The following is an 18,345-nucleotide window of genomic DNA, read 5'->3' on the forward strand; positions in this document are numbered from 1 at the left end:
ATCAATGTGAGTCACAACACTACTTTTCCCGCCGTACGCGACATTACGGCGGCGGAGCAGCGCATCCTAAACAGTTGCGATAGCGTCTTTGAAGAGGTACTTGAGTTCACCGAAAACATGGTGAGTCAGTACGGCGTACTGAACCACGAGCAAGGCGTTTTAGATGTAGTTGAGGACAGGCTGACACGCCTAAACCTCGCACCACAACGCGTGCACATGAAGCACCACGCCTTGTGCAGCCACCCATTGTACGCCCCTGTGGATTGGGATCACGACCATAAATACAACTTGGTCTCCCAACTCAACCCCGGTGCAGCAGGTAAATCGTTGGTGCTAAATGGTCACTTAGATGTGGTCAGCGCTGAGCCCTCTGATATGTGGTCACGCCCCCCACACCAACCTTGGCGTCATGAGGGCTGGCTTTATGGTCGTGGCGCAGGTGACATGCAATCAGGCGTAGCTGCCATGATCTATGCGGTGCATGCCATACGACACGCAGGCTTTACGATCACATCGCCGTTAACCATACAGGCAGTGGTAGAAGAAGAATGTTCTGGCAACGGTACCTTAGCCTGCTTAAACCAAGGTTTTGGTGGTGACTTCGCACTGATCCCTGAACCTTTTGGCGCACAGATTTACACAGGCCAAGTGGGTGTACTGTGGTTCAAACTTACCGTCAAAGGTAAACCGGCACACGTGCTGGACACCTCTGCTGGGATCAACGCCATTGAAAAGCTGCAACGCTTGATTCCGTGGCTAAAAGGCTTAGAGACAGAGCTGAACGAGCATCATAGACAAGCCCCTTACGACACGATGGCACAGCCTTTCAACTTGAACATAGGCAAGATGGAAGGTGGCAACTGGGCCTCCAGCGTGCCTTCACATGCACAACTAGAAGCCCGTATAGGCTTCCCGCCCGGGATGTCTGCCAATGAGATCATGCAAAAGGTCAGTGATTGCATTGAAGAGGCCGTCGCTAAAGACCCTGCTTTCGCAGACCAACGCCCTATCCTGCGTTTCCATGGTTTCCGTTCTGAAGGCCACTTGGTAGACATGAAACACGATGGCATACGTGAGCTTTCTGCCGCACACCAAAGCCTGACACATGCTGAGCCAGGCCATTATTTGTCTACGTGTACGACTGACCTGCGCGCCTTCCATTTCTACAGTCGCACCGCTGGTACCTGTTATGGCCCTGTCGCACAAAACATTCATGGTGTGGATGAGTGCGTCAACATCGAATCCATACGTCAAACCCTTAAAACCTATGCACTGTTCATCAGCCGCTGGGGGCAGTTGGAGTCTCGTTCATGAAACCCGTATACCTGAGTTACTACAAACGCTCGGCCTTTAGTCGTGCCAATTCACGTAAACCGGAAGTAGACAGCTTTGCCGAACAACGTGCCGATGTTTTGTTGGCTCACTTGATTGATCATTGTTTGGATGACAATGGCCTCAACAGCGATAGCGTGGACGACCTGAGTATTGGTTGCGCCTTGGGCGTTAAAGAACAATGGAGCTTCGGTGGACGTTACCCCTTGTTGTTAAGCCAGTTGGGTGACCAGTGTGCCAGTCGTAGCATTGACCAACAATGTGGTTCCGGTATTGCGGCGCTACGCGCTAGCGCGCTGAACATTGCATCTGGTGCAGCGGACTTGGCAATTGCTGGCGGCTACGAACACATGACACGTATCCCTATGGGGCCCAGCCTGTTCCAAGAAGGCACACTGACTGTCCCACAGCTCTCTGCTACGATACAAAACAGCAAAGCCTATGACATGACACACGCCATGAACATGGGGCTTACAGCCGAAAATTTGGCCACCTTTGCGGGAATTAGTCGTGAACAAATGGACCGCTTTGCTGTGCGTTCCCATGAGCGTGCCGCACAAGCACAAGCGACTAACTATCTGGCTGGAGAAATCATAGCGCTGCCCGCTATGGAAAACGGTGAAGCCACTGTGTACCTCGACAGTTGCATACGTGCAGGCACCACAGTAGAAGCACTGTCTGAGCTGAAAACCGTGTTCAAAGAAGATGGTGTGATTAGTGCGGGTAACAGTTCACCACTAACTACCGGTGCAGCTTTAGGCTTGTTGGCCTCAGAAACCGCCGTACAGCAATACAACCTCACACCTATGGCCCGTATCGTGGCGTGCGTAGACCGTGGTGTGCGCCCAGAAATGATGGGCCAAAGCGTAGTCCCTGCCGTGCAGCGTTTGCTGCAACAAACAGGTTTCAGCGTGTCAGATATTGATTTCTGGGAAATCAACGAGGCCTTTAGCGTGGTACCGCTGTATGCCATTCAATCGTTAGGCATTGATACCGAACGCGTTAACGTGCATGGTGGTGCCTTGGCTCTGGGGCACCCGCTGGGCGCAACAGGTATACGCTTAGTCGGCACACTGGCGCGCACGTTGCATCAACGGCAAGGTCGCTATGGCATTGCTGCTGCCTGCATAGGTGGCGGACAAGGTATTGCTATGCTAATTGAACGCGTCTGATAAGCCCGCACAGCCTAACGGGGGTACTGAGAGCCATACGTAGTTTTCACGTATACTCAGAAAGTTTTCCTTCGTTAGGCTAGGCTTTACCATGCGTCAACCTGCTGCACATCAAACGCTGCAAATCACCGAAGACGGCAACTTGCTGGACATTGAGTATCAATGGGTAGGAAGCCAAGACCCTCAAGCACCATTGCTGGTGTTTTTACATGAAGGGTTAGGCAGTATTAATCACTGGTCTTTTTGGCCTGAAGAGCTGGCCTCTTTCTTGGGCTGCCGTGGCTTACTGTACTCGCGCCCCGGCTATGGTCAAAGCACACCACGCAATCCTAACGAAGACTTACCCATCAACTACCTGCATCGTGAAGCACAACAGCGCTTGCCTGCGGTGCTGGCTGCTTTAGGCTTAGCACACGAGCGCCCTATTTTTTTTGGTCACAGCGATGGCGGCTCTATCGCCCTACTGAATGCAGCCATGGACAACAGTGCTGCTCGCGCCATCATTTGTGTTGCGCCCCACATCAATGTCGAGCCCTTTATGCACCACGGGTTAGAGCATTGCATTAACTGGTACGACAGTGGCGATCTGCGCCAACGATTGGCTCGTTATCACCAAGATGTAGATGGCACGTTCAAACCATGGAGCCGTGCATGGAGCAGCCCTTACTTCCAGAAAAACTGGAACATAGAACGCGATGTAACGAGTATCCAATGCCCTACACTGCTGATACAAGGCGACGAAGATGAATACTCATCCTTGCATCAAGTGTATGGAGTGCAATGTTTAGTGCCTCATACCGAAGCACTGGTGATGGCGGGCGTCCGGCATAGCCCACATTTTGAACAGCCGGAACGCCTTAAGAAACGCTGCTTGCGCTTCTTACAAGACCACAACTTGCTGGATTAAATCGTAGCGGTTTATTCGAACGCAGCAGCAGCTCTGTTGAGTCTGTCTGCCACAGCCAGCCATTCTGGCGTAGTAGGCAGTTGCTCAATATAGAAAGCATCAAAACCTTGCTCATCCAGCTCACGTAGCAACGCATATAACGCGTGTGCAAAGTGTGCTGGCTGACTAGGTAGCTCTACCCACTGCAACCCAGCCGCTAACGCTGCAGGTGCCTTCCCAAAGCCCAACAACCCTATTTTCTTAGGTACTGTAGCTTCGGTTGCTTTGGCCTGCAACGCAGCACGCGACAAGCTAAACAGTGGCGTGGTTGGTGCATAGTGAGCCTTTAAGCTGCCTGACACGCGTGGAGCATGGTGCTTAGCCCCTATTTGTACCGAACGCCCTAGTGCTGCCTCTATTTGTGCGACGCTAATCCCACCAGGACGCAAGACGGCTACTTCACCCGTCGTTGCAACGCGTGATACATCCACAATGGTGGACTCTATTCCAACCTCGGCAGGGCCACCTTCCAAGATCATCTTAGGCTGCAATACGCAACCTTTGAATTCTTGTTGTACATGGTAAGCCTGCGTAGGCGAAATACGTCCAAAACGGTTTGCGGATGGCGCCGCCACACCACCCTGCCCACCTTTGCACTTGGCAAAGGCAGTCAACAAGGCTTGCGCTACCGGGTGCGATGGACACCGTACCCCTACGCTATCTTGCCCACCAGTAATTTGCAGCGGTACATGATCCGCTTTAGGCAGAATCAAGGTTAATGGACCTGGCCAGAAGCACTCCACCAAGCGCCAACCTTCATCGGGAATTTGTTTGGCCCAGTAGTACAAATCAGCGCCGGGGGCAACGTGCACAATCACCGGATGATTGCTAGGACGCCCCTTGGCTTCGTAGATACTGCCCAGCGCTGCTAGGTTTTCTGCATCTGCCCCTAAACCGTAAACAGTCTCGGTAGGAAATGCGACTAGCTCACCCGCATACAGCAATTCAGCAGCCTGCTGCACAGACTGCGCATCAGACGGGCTGATTACAGTCTCATGCATGGTACACAAAATCCAAAGGCAATGCGGCTTGTGCTGCACGTTGTTGTGCTTCTTCCAGCGTGCTACCTACCACGTTGATATGGCCCATCTTGCGGCCTTTACGGGCTTCTGCTTTGCCATACAAATGCAAACATGCACCCGGCACAGCCAACACACCCGCCCAATCAGGCTCACGGTATGCGCCTTGCTCGTCAAACCACAAGTCACCCAACAAGTTCAACATCACGGAATAACTGTGTGAGGTTGCAGAACCCAGAGGCAAACCAGCCATCACACGTGCTTGTTGTGCAAACTGACTCGTCACACACGCATCCATCGTGAAGTGACCACTGTTATGTGGACGTGGTGCAATCTCGTTAGCAATCAGCGAGCCGTCTTGCAGAATGAAAAACTCCACACAGAACACACCGTAGTAACCCAAGGTTTGTGCAATTTTCGTCGCGGCAGCAATAGCCTCTTGGTACACCGGCAAGTTAGTGGATGCCGCTGTGGAAACCGCCAAGATACCGTCGCGGTGTTCGTTGTGCGAAGGCACAAATGCCGCCACATCACCGTTTAGCGATCGTGCCATCACCACAGAAATTTCATCTTTCAATGGCTGCAAAGCTTCTAGCACACAGGGTACTTCGCCAAATTGAGCAAACGCATTCAGTGCCTCTTCACGGCTGCTCACGCGCGCTTGGCCTTTACCGTCGTAGCCCAAACGAGCTGCTTTCAAAATGCCAGGGAACAATGCTGCATCGGCATTTTGTAAATCTGTTTTGCTTTGTATAGGCGCATAAGGCGCTACAGGCACGCCTGCAGACACGATAAACGCTTTTTCAGTAATACGATCTTGTACAACCGCCACGGCAGACGAAGAAGGTGTCACACGACTGCCTTGCTCCAAGAACTGCAGACTGGCAGCTGGTACGTTTTCAAATTCAGTCGTAATGGCTTTGCACTGTGCCGACAACGCACGCAAACCCTCTTCATCATCGTAAGCGGCACGAATATGTTTGTCCGCTACAGCGCCCGCAGGGCTGTTAAGATCAGGATCCAACACAGCTACTTTGTAGCCCAAGCTTTGGGCCGCATGACAAAACATACGTCCCAATTGACCGCCACCAATCATACCTAGCCAGTCGCCAGGTTGGATCACGGCCTCGTTTGTAACCTTGTTCATATACTGCTCATTTCGCTTAAAAATCAGGCTTGCTCAGGTGGAGGCACCTGCATGTTACGTGCCACTTCAGTTTGGCGCGCACGGAATGCGTTTAACTTCACACGCAACGCATCATCATACATAGCCAAGTTAGCCACCACATGCAATGCGGCATTGGCTGCACCGGCTTCACCAATAGCAAAGGTTGCTACAGGCACGCCTTTAGGCATTTGTACTATAGACAATAGCGAGTCTTCACCACGCAAGTAGCGTGATGGTACCGGCACACCATAGACCGGCACTTCAGTCAGGGCTGCCAACATACCTGGCAAATGTGCAGCACCACCCGCGCCAGCAATAATGGCTTTCATGCCAGTCTCACTGGCTTTACGACCATATTCCACCATATCCAACGGCATACGGTGAGCCGATACCACTAGGGTTTCAAAGGCAATACCAAACTCTTCCAGAATGGCGGCTGCATTTTGCATTACCGGCCAGTCGCTGGAAGACCCCATGACTACCCCTACTGTTACGGGTGCTACTGTGCTCATGTCCTTACTTACTCCGCGTATTACTTAGTCAATTTGTCCAAGGCTTCTTGGTACTTGGCTGCAGTGCGAGCAATCACATCAGCAGGCAAGCGTGGCGCTGGCGGTGTTTTGTCCCAATCTTGGGTTTCCAGCCAATCACGTACAAACTGTTTATCAAAGGAGGCTGGGCTAGTACCAGGTTGGTAGCTGCTCGCATCCCAGAAACGGGAAGAGTCTGGTGTCAGCACTTCATCCATCAAGTGCAACACACCGTCTTCATCCAGACCAAACTCAAATTTTGTGTCGGCAATGATAATGCCGCGCGTTGCTGCGTAGGCAGCAGCTTCTTTGTACAAACGCAATGTGATGTCACGAATTTGCTCAGCCAACGACTGACCTACTTCTGCCACAACGTGTAAGAAGCTGACGTTCTCATCGTGAGAGCCCATTTCTGCTTTAGCAGCAGGTGTAAAAATAGGCTCAGGCAACTGGCTAGCTTGTTGCAAACCGGCTGGCAAAGCGATGCCGCAGATTGCGCCTGTTTTTTGATATTCTTTCCAGCCCGAACCAATGATATAGCCGCGTGCTACGGCCTCTACCATGATAGGTTTTAAACGCTTTACTACTACCGCACGGTCTTTAACCTGAGCTTGCTCATCTGCAGCCACCACGTCAATAGCACGTACAGTTGTAGAGTGATTAGGTACGATGTGCGCCAGCTTCTTCAGCCAAAACTCCGTCATGTTCGTCAGCACAGCCCCTTTACCAGGGATGGGATCATCCATGATCACATCAAAAGCTGACAATCTATCGGAAGCAACCACTAGAAGTTTATCGTCGCCCACCTCGTACATATCACGCACTTTACCGCGTGCTAACAAAGGTAGGGATTTCAGAGTGGATTCGAAAAGCGCCTGTTGCACCATGTTTTCCTTAAAAAAGCGCCTTGCTGCGGGCGAGCAGCAAGTCAGAGGGACCTAACCCCGCAAACAAATCAGGCCATCCGTGGGATGGCCTGTATTAAGCCTTACTGTACCTTTTGGGCCAGTTCGCCCGAGGCATAACGGCGGGCAATTTCATCCAAAGCTATAGGTTTGATTTTGGATGCATTACCTGCAGTACCAAACTGCTCGTAACGAGCTACACAAATTGCTTTAGCAGCTGCACGCGCTGGTTTCAGGTATTCACGTGGATCAAACTTGTCTGGATATGTAAACAAGAAACGGCGGATCGCTGCAGTCATTGCCAAACGGATGTCCGTGTCGATGTTTACTTTACGTACACCGTATTTGATGGCTTCTTGAATTTCCGCTACGGGCACGCCGTAGGTTTCTTTCATGTCGCCGCCGAATTCACGAATTTCAGCCAACAACTCTTGTGGCACGCTGGAACTACCGTGCATGACTAAGTGAGTGTTAGGCAAACGAGCGTGGATTTCTTTCACGCGCTGGATGGACAAGATATCGCCTGTAGGTTCGCGAGTGAACTTGTACGCACCGTGGCTAGTACCAATAGCAATCGCCAATGCATCCAACTGAGTGCGACGAACGAAGTCTGCTGCTTGCTCTGGGCTAGTCAGCAATTCGTCTAGTGTCAACACGCCATCAAAGCCGTGACCGTCTTCTTTGTCGCCTTGCATGGTTTCCAATGAACCCAAGCAACCCAACTCGCCTTCTACCGTAACGCCCAACTTGTGAGCCATTTCTACGACGCGACGAGTCACGTCTACGTTGTATTCGTAGTCAGCAACCGTTTTACCGTCTTCTTCCAAAGAACCGTCCATCATCACGCTGCTGAAGCCCATCTCGATGGCGCCTTTACATACAGCGGGTGACTGGCCGTGATCTTGGTGCATCACCACAGGGATATGCGGGTAACTTTCAACGGCGGAACGAATCAAACCTTGCAGGAATTTTTCGCCTGCATATTTGCGGGCGCCTGCCGAAGCTTGCATGATAACGGGGCTATCAGTCTCAGCTGCCGCTTCCATGATTGCCTGGACCTGCTCCAGATTGTTCACGTTAAATGCGGGAATGCCGTAGCCATTTTCAGCCGCATGATCCAACAGCTGACGCATGGAAACCAAGGCCATGAAGATCTCCTGAGTACTTGAATAAAATAACTAAATCACCCGTAATTTTACGGGTGAAAATGAATTCTTGCTTGTTTTGCGTATTATTGTTTGGGCCTACGTGCCGATTTTGGGCGAAATGCCGACACTATATGCTCATGTGTTTCCACATACGGGCCACCGATAAGATCAATGCAGTAAGGTACGGCCGCAAAAATACCGGGCACCACGACTTTACCTTGATCGTCTCTCAAACCTTCTAGCGTTTCTTTGATAGCTTTAGGCTGACCAGGCAAGTTCAAAATCAATGCCGCATGATCTACCGTTTCGCGCAGCACACCCACTTGGCGTGACAAAATCGCCGTAGGTACAAACTTCAAACTAATCTGGCGCATTTGCTCACCAAACCCCGGCATTTCGCGTGTCGCCACTGCCAAGGTGGCTTCAGGTGTGACATCTCGACGCGCTGGCCCCGTACCCCCCGTGGTCAACACGAGGTCACAACCCAACTCATCGACCAATTCTTTCAATGTGGCCGAGATCGTGTCTGTATCGTCAGGCACTAAACGCGACACGCACTGTGCAGGCTGCACCAACACTGCCTCTAACCATGACTCCAAGGCAGGGATACCTTCGTCTTGGTATTGGCCGCCGGAAGCCCTATCCGAAACCGACACCAGCCCCACCAACAATTCATCTGGATGCGTACGCTGTAATTTTTTCACAAGTCCCTCACAGTACAATGGAACAAACCATTCACTATGCCCAAAAAGCAGCCGTAGTGCAAACGCATAACCCACCGTCAACCCAGGAGTTTTTGCCATGTCAGCCCAGCCACTTACCGGGATTTTATACGCAGGCGCAGGCGACATTGCCAAACGCTGTTATCAACAGCTTAAACACCTCTCCGTTCCGCAGTGGGCCTTACGCCGTAACCCCAATCCAACAGAAACCGGCATACCTGCCATTAAAGCCGACCTCACCCAAGCGAACAGCCTGCAACAGCTACCTGCATGCAGCCATGTGCTGTACACCGCAACACCTAGCGAACGCTCCGAAGCAGGCTATGCCGCCATTTACGAAACCGGCCTAAACAACCTGTTAAACGCGCTAGATCTGGATGCCTTACAACGCTTTGTGTTTGTATCGTCCACCGCCGTCTACGGTGCGAGTGAGTCTTGGATAGATGAACGCAGCCCCACCCATCCTGAACAGTTCAATGGCGTAGCCTTGGTAAAAGCCGAGCAGTTATTGCGCGAACGTTTGGGAGACAAACTGGTAGTCATTCGCTTTAGCGGTATTTACGGCCCAGAACGTCTGCAATGGCTGCAACGATTACGTAAACCGGGTTGGGTAGTCCCCTCTTCGCCAGGTAATTGGGCAAACCGTATACATATTGATGATGTGGTGCAGGCGTGCAGCCTACTGCTACAACACCCACACCCCGAAGCGCTGTATGTGGGCACCGACGACACGCCATTGGAACAGATAGACCTCTACACTCCATTGGCCGAATACCTAGGTATCACGCCGCCACAGCGTGATGATCAGGCTCCCGCTCGAGGCAAGCGTTTTAGTAACCAGCGTTTAAAACAGCTAGGCTGGACACCAAAATGGCCTGACACCCTAGCAGGTTATCAGGCCATTTTGAGCGCGTTATAACACCCAACTACCGTTGGCTTACTCCGCTGCGCGTTCCTGCAATACCGCTACAGCAGGCAAACTTTTACCTTCCAGGAATTCCAGGAAAGCGCCACCACCAGTAGAGATATAGCCAATCTTATCGGCCACATCAAAAGCAGCAATCGCTGCCAAGGTGTCACCACCGCCAGCGATAGAGAAAGCATCTGAGTCAGCAATAGCTTGTGCTAACACTCGTGTGCCGCCAGCAAAATTCGGGAACTCAAACACACCCACAGGGCCGTTCCACACAATAGTGCCTGCTTTACGCAAAACACCTGCTAACTGTTGAGCTGTTTCAGGACCGATGTCCAGAATCAGATCATCGTCTTCTACATCAGTAGCCGCTTTCACAGTAGGTTCAGCGTCGGTAGCAAAGCTTTTGGCACACACCACATCCACAGGAATAGGCACTTCAGCACCACGCTCTTTCATCACAGCAATGACTTGACGCGCTTCGTCTAGTTGGCTTTCTTCTACCAGAGACTTACCTACTTTCAGGCCCTTAGCCAGCATGAATGTGTTGGCAATACCACCACCCACGATCAACTGGTCTACTTTGTTCGCCAAGGCCAACAAAATGGACAGCTTAGTAGAAACTTTGGCACCGCCCACAATCGCCACCAAAGGACGAGCTGGGTCAGTCAACGTACGGCTCAATGCATTCAACTCGGCTTCCAACAACGGACCCGCACATGCGATAGGAGCGTAACGCGCTACACCTTCGGTAGAAGCTTGAGCACGGTGAGCCGCACCAAATGCATCATTCACGTAGATATCGCACAATGCTGCCATTTTACGTGCCAGCGTTTCGTCGTTAGCTTTCTCGCCTACATTGCAGCGGCAGTTTTCCAGCAGCACGATTTGACCCGGAGCAATATCTACCCCTTCGATCCAGTCGCGTTGCAGAGGTACTGAAACGCCCAACAGCTCGCTCAAACGTTCAGCGATAGGAGTCAGTGTGTCGCGAGGCATTATTTCGCCTTCTTTGGGACGGCCCAAATGGCTCATCACCATCACAGCTGCGCCTGCACCCAATGCCATGCGAATGGCTTCCAGCGACGCACGAATGCGTGTGTCTTCAGTAATAGCACCGCCAGCCATCGGTACGTTCATATCGGAACGTATTAGCACGCGTTTGCCTGCCACTTGGCCTTCGGCCACCAGTTGGCTTAATGTTTTAATCGTAGTAATCATGATTGCTTTATCCTAGGCACGACAAAGGCGGGGAGCCCCCGCCTTTTTGAGCCGCTGAATTTATTTGGCGGTCATCATCGCATGAGCCGTATCCAGCATACGCACGGAGAAAGCCCATTCGTTGTCGTACCATGCAGCAACTTTCACCAAGTTACCACCCGATACTTTGGTCAGCATAGAATCCACTGTGCTAGACGCTGTGCTGTGGTTGTAGTCTGTGGACACCAGCGGTTCATCGCTGTAGTCCAGCACACCTTTCAATGCACCTTGGGAGGCTTTTTTCAGGATGCTGTTTACTTCTTCTACGCTAGTAGGACGAGCCGACACAAATGTCAGGTCAACCATAGACACGTTGATGGTTGGAACGCGTACAGCGTAGCCATCCAACTTGCCATTCAACTCTGGCAATACCAAACCTACTGCTGCAGCTGCACCAGTTTTAGTTGGGATCATGCTCATTGTGGCTGCACGTGCACGACGCAAATCTTTGTGCGCAACATCGATCAGCACTTGGTCATTTGTGAAAGCGTGAATAGTAGTCATCAAACCGTTCACGATCCCCAACTCTTGGTTCAAAGGCTGAGCCAATGGTGCCAAGCAGTTAGTGGTGCAAGAAGCGTTAGACACTACAGTGTCAGTGGCTTTCAGCACGTTGTGGTTCACACCGTACACGATCGTCGCGTCTACATCTTTGCCACCAGGAGCAGAGATCAACACTTTCTTAGCACCAGCTTGCAAATGCGCGCTTGCTGCTTCTTTGGTTGTGAAGCGGCCTGTGCAATCCATGACCACGTCTACGTTCAGTTCGCCCCAAGGCAATTTTGTAGGATCACGCTCGGACAACAAACGAATACGATCACCGTTGATGACCAAGTACTCTTTGCCTTCCAGCTCTACCTCGGCGTTGAAACGGCCATGTACCGTATCAAAACGTGTGAGGTGTCTAGCCACTTCATCTTGGCCAGGAGCGTTAATCGCTACGATTTCAATACCGTGTTTCTTACCGTACTCGTAGTGAGCACGCAGTGTCATACGGCCAATACGACCATAGCCATTGATAGCGACGCGAATCGTCATCTTGGATCTCCTAAATTTACAGAATCTTTTCTACAGCTTCGACCAACTTCTCAGTGGTCAGACCAAAGTGCTTGAACAGTACATCAGCCGGCGCAGACGCACCGTAGCTGTCTATACCCAGAACTGCACCATCTAGGCCTACATATTTGTGCCACAAGCCTGTGGAACCCGCTTCAATCGCCACACGAGGCAAACCAGCAGGCAACACGGCATCACGCCACGCTTTATCTTGTGCATCAAAGATATTGGTGCAAGGCATAGAAACCACGCGCACTGGAATACCTTTTTCTGCCAATTCAGTTTGCGCCTTCAACGCCAGCTCTACTTCAGAACCTGTAGCCATGATGATGGCTCGTGCATTAGCCGCATCGCGCAATACATAACCACCGCGCGCAATCGCCGCAACAGTTTGGCTATCACGCTCAATGAAAGGCAGATTTTGACGGGACAACAGCAGCGCACTTGGGCCACCGTCTTTCACATTCAAGCCTACGCTTGCTGGACGGCGAACGGATTCAATCCATGCCACAGCCGTTTCGGTGGTGTCACAAGGACGCCATACGTGCAGGTTAGGGATCAAACGCAAGCTGGAAGCGTGCTCGATAGACTGGTGAGTAGGACCGTCTTCGCCCAAACCGATGGAGTCGTGAGTGAACACATGCACCACGCGCTGTTTCATCAACGCAGCCATACGAATGGCATTACGTGAGTAATCAGAGAATGTCAGGAAGGTACCGCCAAATGGCAAATAACCGCCGTGCAGTGCCATACCGTTCATCACGGCAGCCATACCGAACTCACGCACACCGTAATTGATGTGACGACCGAACTGTATGCCGTCGTCTGTTGCACGCACAGGAGCAACACCAGGCCAGTTAGTCAGGTTAGAACCGGTCAAGTCAGCCGAACCACCCAGCATTTCAGGCAAGCCATCAACCAGACCTTCAATGGCCAACTGGGAGGCTTTACGTGTGGCAACGGTTTGTGCTGCCACTTGAGTTTTGTTCAGTAGCTCTTGAGCCAACTCGTCGAAGTTAGCAGGCAATTCGCTGCGTAGACGACGGGCCAGTTCTTTAGCCAACTCTGGGTGTGCCGCTTGGTATGCAGCAAAACGTTGTTCCCACTCGGATTGAGCGGCAGCACCTTTGCTGCGGCCATCCCAGTATTCGTATACATCTGCTGGGATTTCAAAGGCAGCATGAGGCCAGCCAATGGCTGCACGTGTGGCAGCAATTTCTTCGTCACCAAATGGAGCGCCGTGCGATTTTTCGGAGCCAGCCAGTTTAGGTGAACCTTTACCAATCACTGTCTTACAGCAAATGATGGTTGGGCCGTTGCCTTCTTTAACGTAGGCTTTAGCTGTTTGTACTGCTTTTTCCAGTGCCTCTACGCTGTGACCATCAACGTTTTCTACAACGTTCCAGCCGTAACTGCGGAAGCGCTCTGGTGTGTTATCGCCAAACCAAGATTCCACTTTACCGTCAATGGAAATACCATTGTCGTCGTAGAAAACAATCAGTTTGGACAGTTTCAATGTACCTGCCAACGAGCATGCTTCATGGGAAATACCTTCCATCAAGCAGCCATCGCCCACAAACGCATACGTGTGGTGATCCACAACGTTATGGCCTGGACGGTTGAATTCTTTAGCCAGCAAGGCTTCAGCCAATGCCATACCAACGGCGTTGGAAATACCTTGTCCCAATGGGCCTGTAGTAGTTTCTACACCAGCAGTTTCGCCCACTTCAGGGTGACCTGCAGTACGCGAATGCAACTGACGGAAATTACGCAGCTCTTCCATGGGCAGATCGTAGCCTGTCAGATGCAACAGGGCATAAATCAGCATGGATCCGTGGCCGTTAGACAATACGAAGCGGTCACGATCAAACCAAGCAGGATCAGCTGGGTTATGTTTGAGGTGGCGTGTCCACAGCACTTCGGCAATTTCTGCCATCCCCATAGGCGCACCAGGGTGACCCGATTTAGCTTGTTGCACGGCATCCATCGCCAGTGCACGAATGGCATTCGCCATGGGCGATACGGAGGAAGAGGATAAGTCCATTGGAAACTCTTGAAGGGCAAATGACGCTGTGGCCTGCCCCATCATCAACAGGTAGTTATTAAAGCCATTCATTTTACCACTGCAATGCCCGCTGCACCGCCACCCAAGCACTCCAGAGCTCGGTTATGCTGTAACAAGCATGACTCTTCAAACTCAGCCAAGCATATGAATCTGCCACGTTTTTTTTGTGAAATAGACCTGCAAACAGGCACTACCGTTGAACTTAGCACCGAGCTGGCCCACTATATGCTCCGTGTTTTACGCCTCAAAGACCAATCTAAGGTCTGGCTTTTTAATGGCCAAGGCGGACAATTTTTGGCATCTTTACAACATCAAGGTAAAGGTGTTCTGGCGCACTTGCTGGAATTTCAAGATCTTGAACGCGAGCTTCCGCAACGCATTACTGTTGCCCAAGGCTTGGCCTCTGGCGACAAAATGGATTGGATTGCAGAAAAATGCACTGAGGTGGGCGTCACAGCTCTCGCCCCCATTGCAGCGCGCTACAGCGTTCTACAACTACAAGGCGACAGACTGCAAAAGCGTGTACAGCATTGGCAAAAAGTCGCCCGCTCCGCTAGTGAGCAATGTGGACGTAACCGCGTCATGCACGTATCACCGCCACAACAACTGGCCGCCTTTCTACAGTCTCTCCCTAGCTCTGCTCACACGCGCATTATTTTTTGCGACCCAGATGCTGAGCACGACTTAGACAGCGCCTTGGCTGAAGTCGCCGACTGGCCTGAGGCGCATATAGTATTTTTGATTGGCCCAGAAGGTGGGTGGTCAGAAGAAGAAAAGGCCCAAGCAATCGCTGCTGGGGCCTTGTCTATGCGTTTCGGTGCTCGTATTTTGCGTACCGAAACCGCTGCAATCGCATTGGTGTCAGCAGCCAGCGCCAGAATGGGCTGGCTGTAGTCACTTTCAATCTTCGTAGGTTGGGTCCACGTCACTACCAGAGTATGGCGTGGGCGCTACACCAGGCTCAGCATCGGGGTGCTTGCCCGCGTGAATAACAGTGTAGGCAAACATCTTGTCTTTAGTGCTGACAAAGTCGGCTACATCATTACACACACTCAAAATAGCCTGTGCATGGGTTTCCAGCGCTGGGTCACCTGTGTGCAATTTATCAAACCACAGGTACAGCCCTGTTTTTTGATCCAAAACGGTATCGCACAAACAATCATAGAGCGCATCCAGATCACTACCGAAAAAGTCGGGGTAATCCACTGCCTTCACAATAGCGCGCAGTACTGCTGAACAACTACGAGCGCGATCACAATCTACTTCACCTACTGTGATCTCGGCCGCTTGTGCCATGGTGAAAATTTTACTTTTTTGTGCATCGGTTGCATTAATCAGGCCACCCTGCTGCAACAGCTCTTGCAAATTGAGGCTTTGACTCATTGCGATGCCCTTCTAAAAACGTTGACTTCCTGTCGATCCATAATACCTGCTCAATCTGAACCGATCAGCCTTTTACCTCTGGCTAATCCGAACAATAAATTAGAAACTTGTCTATCGCCAGTACATTCGTCATGACTGAGAAATTTCCGTTGACGGTAAGAGACGTGCAGCGCGCACAGAAACAACCCGTAACGTTTTTATCTTAGGCGATATTTAGACGTAGCGAATGGGTTTTTAATCCATTTAGCAGTCTCTGTGCAAGCGGTCGAAGAATCCGTTTCTTTCCCTCAACACTTCAATTCAGGTATTGCAAAATACCTACAATAGCATACGCACTAAAAAACTGGCCTGCACTCCGTTAGGAGGCAGGCCAGTAGCGAAACTTAGTCGCGTGCCGTGTTGGCATCCACCACCGTCAGCGCCGTCATATTGATAATACGACGCACCGAGGAGCTGGAGGTCATAATGCTGATAGGAGCGTTAGCACCTAGCAAGAATGGGCCTACAGCAACGTTACCACCCGCCTCTGTTTTTAACAGATTGTAAGCAATATTACCTGCATCCACGTTAGGACAAATCAGCAGATTTGCTGCGCCATTCAACGTAGTGTGAGGAAGAATACGCTTACGCAGGCTTTCATCCAACGCGCAATCACCATGCATTTCACCATCAACTTCAAGCTCAGGCGCTTGTTGACGGATCAAATTCAGTGCTTCGCGCATTTTGCTGCCTGATGACGAGCTGCCAGTGCCAAAATTCGAACGGGACAACAATGCTGCTTTAGGTTCGATGTTCAGCTCACGCATACGACGAGCTGCCGCAATAGTTATTTCAGCGATCTGTTCTGCATCTGGGTTGTCATTAACATGTGTATCAGCCAATGCCACGGTACGCTCACGCAACAGCAAGATGTTCATCGCACTGTACGTTTTCGCACCAGGACGTTTACCAATCACTTCATCAATGAACCGCAGGTGGTTAGCATAACTACCCACGGTACCGCAGATCATGCCGTCTGCTTCACCCAGATGCAGCATCATGGCACCAATCAGGGTAAAGCGACGACGCATTTCTACACGTGCCATTTCTTTGGTCACGCCATCACGGCAACGCATTTCCCAATAGGCGGTCCAGTACCGGTTGAATCGATCATCTTGCTCTGGGTTGGTGACATCTACGTCAACACCCAAGCGAATGCGTAGGCCGTAACGCTCAATACGTTGTTGCAACACTGCTGGGCGACCAATCAGAATAGGCGTAGCCAATTTCTCGTCTACGATCACCTGTACAGCACGCAACACACCTTCGTCTTCGCCTTCAGCGAACACAATACGTGATTTGCCACCGTTTTTAACAATCTCTTTAGCTGCACCATACACAGGCTTCATAAAAGCGCCGGAACGGTATACAAACTGCTGCAACTGATAGACGTATGCGTCCAGATCTTCGATAGGACGTGTAGCAACGCCTTCTTCCATACCAGCTTTAGCAACAGCAGGCGCAATACGTGCGATCAAACGAGAGTCAAACGGTTTTGGAATCAAGTACTCAGGACCAAACTCCAGATTCTCGATGTTGTAGGCCGCCGCAACAAGTTCATCTTGCTCTTCACGCGCCAATTGGCAAATAGCGTGTACAGCAGCGATTTCCATGCCACGCGTAATGGTGGTTGCGCCAATATCCAACGCGCCACGGAAAATGTATGGGAAGCACAGAACGTTGTTTACCTGGTTAGGATAGTCAGAACGACCTGTAGCAATCACCACGTCATCACGTACAGCGTGTGCGTCTTCGGGCAGAATTTCTGGGCTAGGGTTAGCCAATGCCAAAATCAATGGGCGCGCAGCCATGCGTGCCACCATTTCTGGTTTCAACACGCCACCCGCGGACAAGCCCAAGAATACATCGGCGTTATCAACCACATCGGCCAATTTACGTGCATCAGTATCTTGTACAAAACGCTCTTTAGTTTCGTCCATCAAAACGGTACGGCCTTTGTAGACCACGCCTTCGATGTCTGTCAGCCAGATGTTTTTCATTGGCAGACCTAGGTCTACCAACAAATCTAAACACGCCAATGCAGCCGCGCCCGCGCCGGACACTACCACTTTCACTTCTTCTAGCTTTTTGTCTACCACTGCCAAACCGTTCAGGAATGCAGCAGCCACACAGATAGCCGTACCGTGCTGATCGTCGTGGAAGACAGGAATCTTCATGCGTTCACGCAGTTTTTTCTCTACGATGAAACACTCTGGCGCTTTGATATCTTCAAGGTTGATACCACCGAAAGTGGGCTCTAAACCAGCAATGATATCTACCAGTTTTTCTGGATCGGTTTCATTGATCTCGATATCAAATACATCAATACCAGCAAAATTCTTGAACAGAACAGCTTTACCTTCCATCACAGGCTTAGATGCCAACGCACCAATATTGCCCAGACCCAGCACAGCAGTACCGTTGGTGATAACACCAACCAAGTTGCCACGACCGGTGTAGCGGAACGCATTTTGTGGGTCAGTGACGATTTCCTCACAAGCGGCTGCAACGCCTGGTGAATACGCCAGCGCCAGATCACGCTGGTTGGATAACTGCTTGGTAGGTGTCACTGACAGTTTGCCAGGGCGACCTTGCTCGTGATATTCGAGCGCTGCCTTGCGAAGATTTTCATCCATAACGTTTAACCACTTATTCTAGAAATTCAAATACTAAATACAGGGCTAACC

At 51.1% G+C, this 18,345-nt stretch carries 16 protein-coding genes; 5 read left to right on the plus strand and 11 right to left on the minus strand.

Annotated features, from left to right (window positions below; translation table 11 throughout):
* Positions 1–6 precede the first annotated feature (6 nt).
* The 3 genes from AC3QL0_RS13065 to AC3QL0_RS13075 all read left to right on the plus strand — a co-directional run bounded on the left by AC3QL0_RS13065 (position 7) and on the right by AC3QL0_RS13075 (position 3,411).
* Positions 7–1,314 (plus strand): ArgE/DapE family deacylase, encoded by a 1,308-nt coding sequence (locus AC3QL0_RS13065; protein WP_493008872.1) that lies wholly within the window; start codon positions 7–9, stop codon positions 1,312–1,314.
* Complete coding sequence (locus AC3QL0_RS13070; RefSeq protein ID WP_493008873.1) at positions 1,311–2,504, plus strand: acetyl-CoA C-acyltransferase; 1,194 nt, start codon at positions 1,311–1,313, stop codon at positions 2,502–2,504. The genes AC3QL0_RS13065 and AC3QL0_RS13070 overlap by 4 nt, the downstream gene beginning before the upstream one ends.
* A 91-nt stretch (positions 2,505–2,595) precedes the next feature.
* Entirely contained in the window at positions 2,596–3,411 is an 816-nt protein-coding gene (locus tag AC3QL0_RS13075) for an alpha/beta fold hydrolase (RefSeq protein WP_493008874.1), read from the plus strand.
* A gap of 11 nt (positions 3,412–3,422) precedes the next feature.
* On the opposite strand, the gene AC3QL0_RS13080 is transcribed toward AC3QL0_RS13075, so the two are convergent.
* From AC3QL0_RS13080 to mog, 6 genes are all read right to left on the minus strand, one after another.
* Positions 3,423–4,451, minus strand: coding sequence for an L-threonylcarbamoyladenylate synthase (locus AC3QL0_RS13080; protein ID WP_493008875.1), 1,029 nt, complete (start codon positions 4,449–4,451; stop codon positions 3,423–3,425).
* Positions 4,444–5,616 (minus strand): 5-(carboxyamino)imidazole ribonucleotide synthase, encoded by a 1,173-nt coding sequence (locus AC3QL0_RS13085; RefSeq protein WP_493008876.1) that lies wholly within the window; start codon positions 5,614–5,616, stop codon positions 4,444–4,446. The genes AC3QL0_RS13080 and AC3QL0_RS13085 overlap by 8 nt, the downstream gene beginning before the upstream one ends.
* 23 nt (positions 5,617–5,639) lie before the next feature.
* Complete coding sequence (purE, locus tag AC3QL0_RS13090; protein ID WP_135861669.1) at positions 5,640–6,149, minus strand: 5-(carboxyamino)imidazole ribonucleotide mutase; 510 nt, start codon at positions 6,147–6,149, stop codon at positions 5,640–5,642.
* A 20-nt stretch (positions 6,150–6,169) separates the two neighbouring features.
* On the minus strand, positions 6,170–7,051 hold the full coding sequence (locus AC3QL0_RS13095) for a phosphoribosylaminoimidazolesuccinocarboxamide synthase (protein ID WP_493010993.1): 882 nt from the start codon (positions 7,049–7,051) through the stop codon (positions 6,170–6,172).
* Positions 7,052–7,155: 104 nt separating this feature from the next.
* Positions 7,156–8,220 carry a class II fructose-bisphosphate aldolase gene (gene fba, locus AC3QL0_RS13100; protein WP_493008877.1) on the minus strand — a complete coding sequence of 355 codons (1,065 nt, stop codon included), beginning with the start codon at positions 8,218–8,220 and terminating at the stop codon, positions 7,156–7,158.
* A gap of 83 nt (positions 8,221–8,303) precedes the next feature.
* A complete protein-coding gene (mog, locus tag AC3QL0_RS13105) occupies positions 8,304–8,924 on the minus strand; it encodes a molybdopterin adenylyltransferase (RefSeq protein WP_493008878.1) in 621 nt (206 codons plus the stop codon).
* 97 nt (positions 8,925–9,021) lie between these two features.
* Between mog and AC3QL0_RS13110 the strand changes: the two genes are divergently transcribed.
* Positions 9,022–9,861 (plus strand): NAD-dependent epimerase/dehydratase family protein, encoded by an 840-nt coding sequence (locus AC3QL0_RS13110; RefSeq protein ID WP_493008879.1) that lies wholly within the window; start codon positions 9,022–9,024, stop codon positions 9,859–9,861.
* An 18-nt stretch (positions 9,862–9,879) separates the two neighbouring features.
* Here the strand turns inward: AC3QL0_RS13110 and AC3QL0_RS13115 are convergent, their stop codons facing one another.
* From AC3QL0_RS13115 to tkt, 3 genes are read right to left on the minus strand one after another with little or no spacing between them, the layout of a single operon-like run.
* On the minus strand, positions 9,880–11,076 hold the full coding sequence (locus tag AC3QL0_RS13115; RefSeq protein WP_493008880.1) for a phosphoglycerate kinase: 1,197 nt from the start codon (positions 11,074–11,076) through the stop codon (positions 9,880–9,882).
* Positions 11,077–11,136: 60 nt separating this feature from the next.
* Entirely contained in the window at positions 11,137–12,153 is a 1,017-nt protein-coding gene (gene gap / locus AC3QL0_RS13120) for a type I glyceraldehyde-3-phosphate dehydrogenase (RefSeq protein WP_493008881.1), read from the minus strand.
* A gap of 16 nt (positions 12,154–12,169) precedes the next feature.
* Positions 12,170–14,215 carry a transketolase gene (tkt, locus tag AC3QL0_RS13125; RefSeq protein ID WP_493010994.1) on the minus strand — a complete coding sequence of 682 codons (2,046 nt, stop codon included), beginning with the start codon at positions 14,213–14,215 and terminating at the stop codon, positions 12,170–12,172.
* Between the two features lie 165 nt (positions 14,216–14,380).
* On the opposite strand from tkt, the gene AC3QL0_RS13130 reads away from it, so the two are divergent.
* Entirely contained in the window at positions 14,381–15,130 is a 750-nt protein-coding gene (locus AC3QL0_RS13130; RefSeq protein WP_493008882.1) for a 16S rRNA (uracil(1498)-N(3))-methyltransferase, read from the plus strand.
* Between the two features lie 6 nt (positions 15,131–15,136).
* Here the strand turns inward: AC3QL0_RS13130 and AC3QL0_RS13135 are convergent, their stop codons facing one another.
* A complete protein-coding gene (locus AC3QL0_RS13135) occupies positions 15,137–15,619 on the minus strand; it encodes a barstar family protein (protein ID WP_493008883.1) in 483 nt (160 codons plus the stop codon).
* Between the two features lie 383 nt (positions 15,620–16,002).
* Positions 16,003–18,294: an NADP-dependent malic enzyme gene (locus AC3QL0_RS13140; protein ID WP_493008884.1), complete on the minus strand. Its 2,292-nt coding sequence runs from the start codon at positions 18,292–18,294 to the stop codon at positions 16,003–16,005.
* Positions 18,295–18,345: the final 51 nt, after the last annotated feature.

The organism is Paenalcaligenes sp. GW821-LYS-B07-1 (genome assembly GCF_058803365.1).

Excerpts from the sequence above, each read along its gene's own strand:
- AC3QL0_RS13070 (WP_493008873.1), top strand. The coding sequence starts at position 1,311 with ATGAAACCCGTATACCTGAGTTACTACAAACGCTCGGCCTTTAGTCGT.
- AC3QL0_RS13075 (WP_493008874.1), top strand. The coding sequence starts at position 2,596 with ATGCGTCAACCTGCTGCACATCAAACGCTGCAAATCACCGAAGACGGC.
- AC3QL0_RS13080 (WP_493008875.1), bottom strand. The coding sequence starts at position 4,451 with ATGCATGAGACTGTAATCAGCCCGTCTGATGCGCAGTCTGTGCAGCAG.
- AC3QL0_RS13085 (WP_493008876.1), bottom strand. The coding sequence starts at position 5,616 with ATGAACAAGGTTACAAACGAGGCCGTGATCCAACCTGGCGACTGGCTA.
- purE (WP_135861669.1), bottom strand. The coding sequence starts at position 6,149 with ATGAGCACAGTAGCACCCGTAACAGTAGGGGTAGTCATGGGGTCTTCC.
- fba (WP_493008877.1), bottom strand. The coding sequence starts at position 8,220 with ATGGCCTTGGTTTCCATGCGTCAGCTGTTGGATCATGCGGCTGAAAAT.
- AC3QL0_RS13110 (WP_493008879.1), top strand. The coding sequence starts at position 9,022 with ATGTCAGCCCAGCCACTTACCGGGATTTTATACGCAGGCGCAGGCGAC.
- AC3QL0_RS13115 (WP_493008880.1), bottom strand. The coding sequence starts at position 11,076 with ATGATTACTACGATTAAAACATTAAGCCAACTGGTGGCCGAAGGCCAA.
- gap (WP_493008881.1), bottom strand. The coding sequence starts at position 12,153 with ATGACGATTCGCGTCGCTATCAATGGCTATGGTCGTATTGGCCGTATG.
- tkt (WP_493010994.1), bottom strand. The coding sequence starts at position 14,215 with ATGGACTTATCCTCTTCCTCCGTATCGCCCATGGCGAATGCCATTCGT.
- AC3QL0_RS13130 (WP_493008882.1), top strand. The coding sequence starts at position 14,381 with ATGAATCTGCCACGTTTTTTTTGTGAAATAGACCTGCAAACAGGCACT.
- AC3QL0_RS13135 (WP_493008883.1), bottom strand. The coding sequence starts at position 15,619 with ATGAGTCAAAGCCTCAATTTGCAAGAGCTGTTGCAGCAGGGTGGCCTG.
- AC3QL0_RS13140 (WP_493008884.1), bottom strand. The coding sequence starts at position 18,294 with ATGGATGAAAATCTTCGCAAGGCAGCGCTCGAATATCACGAGCAAGGT.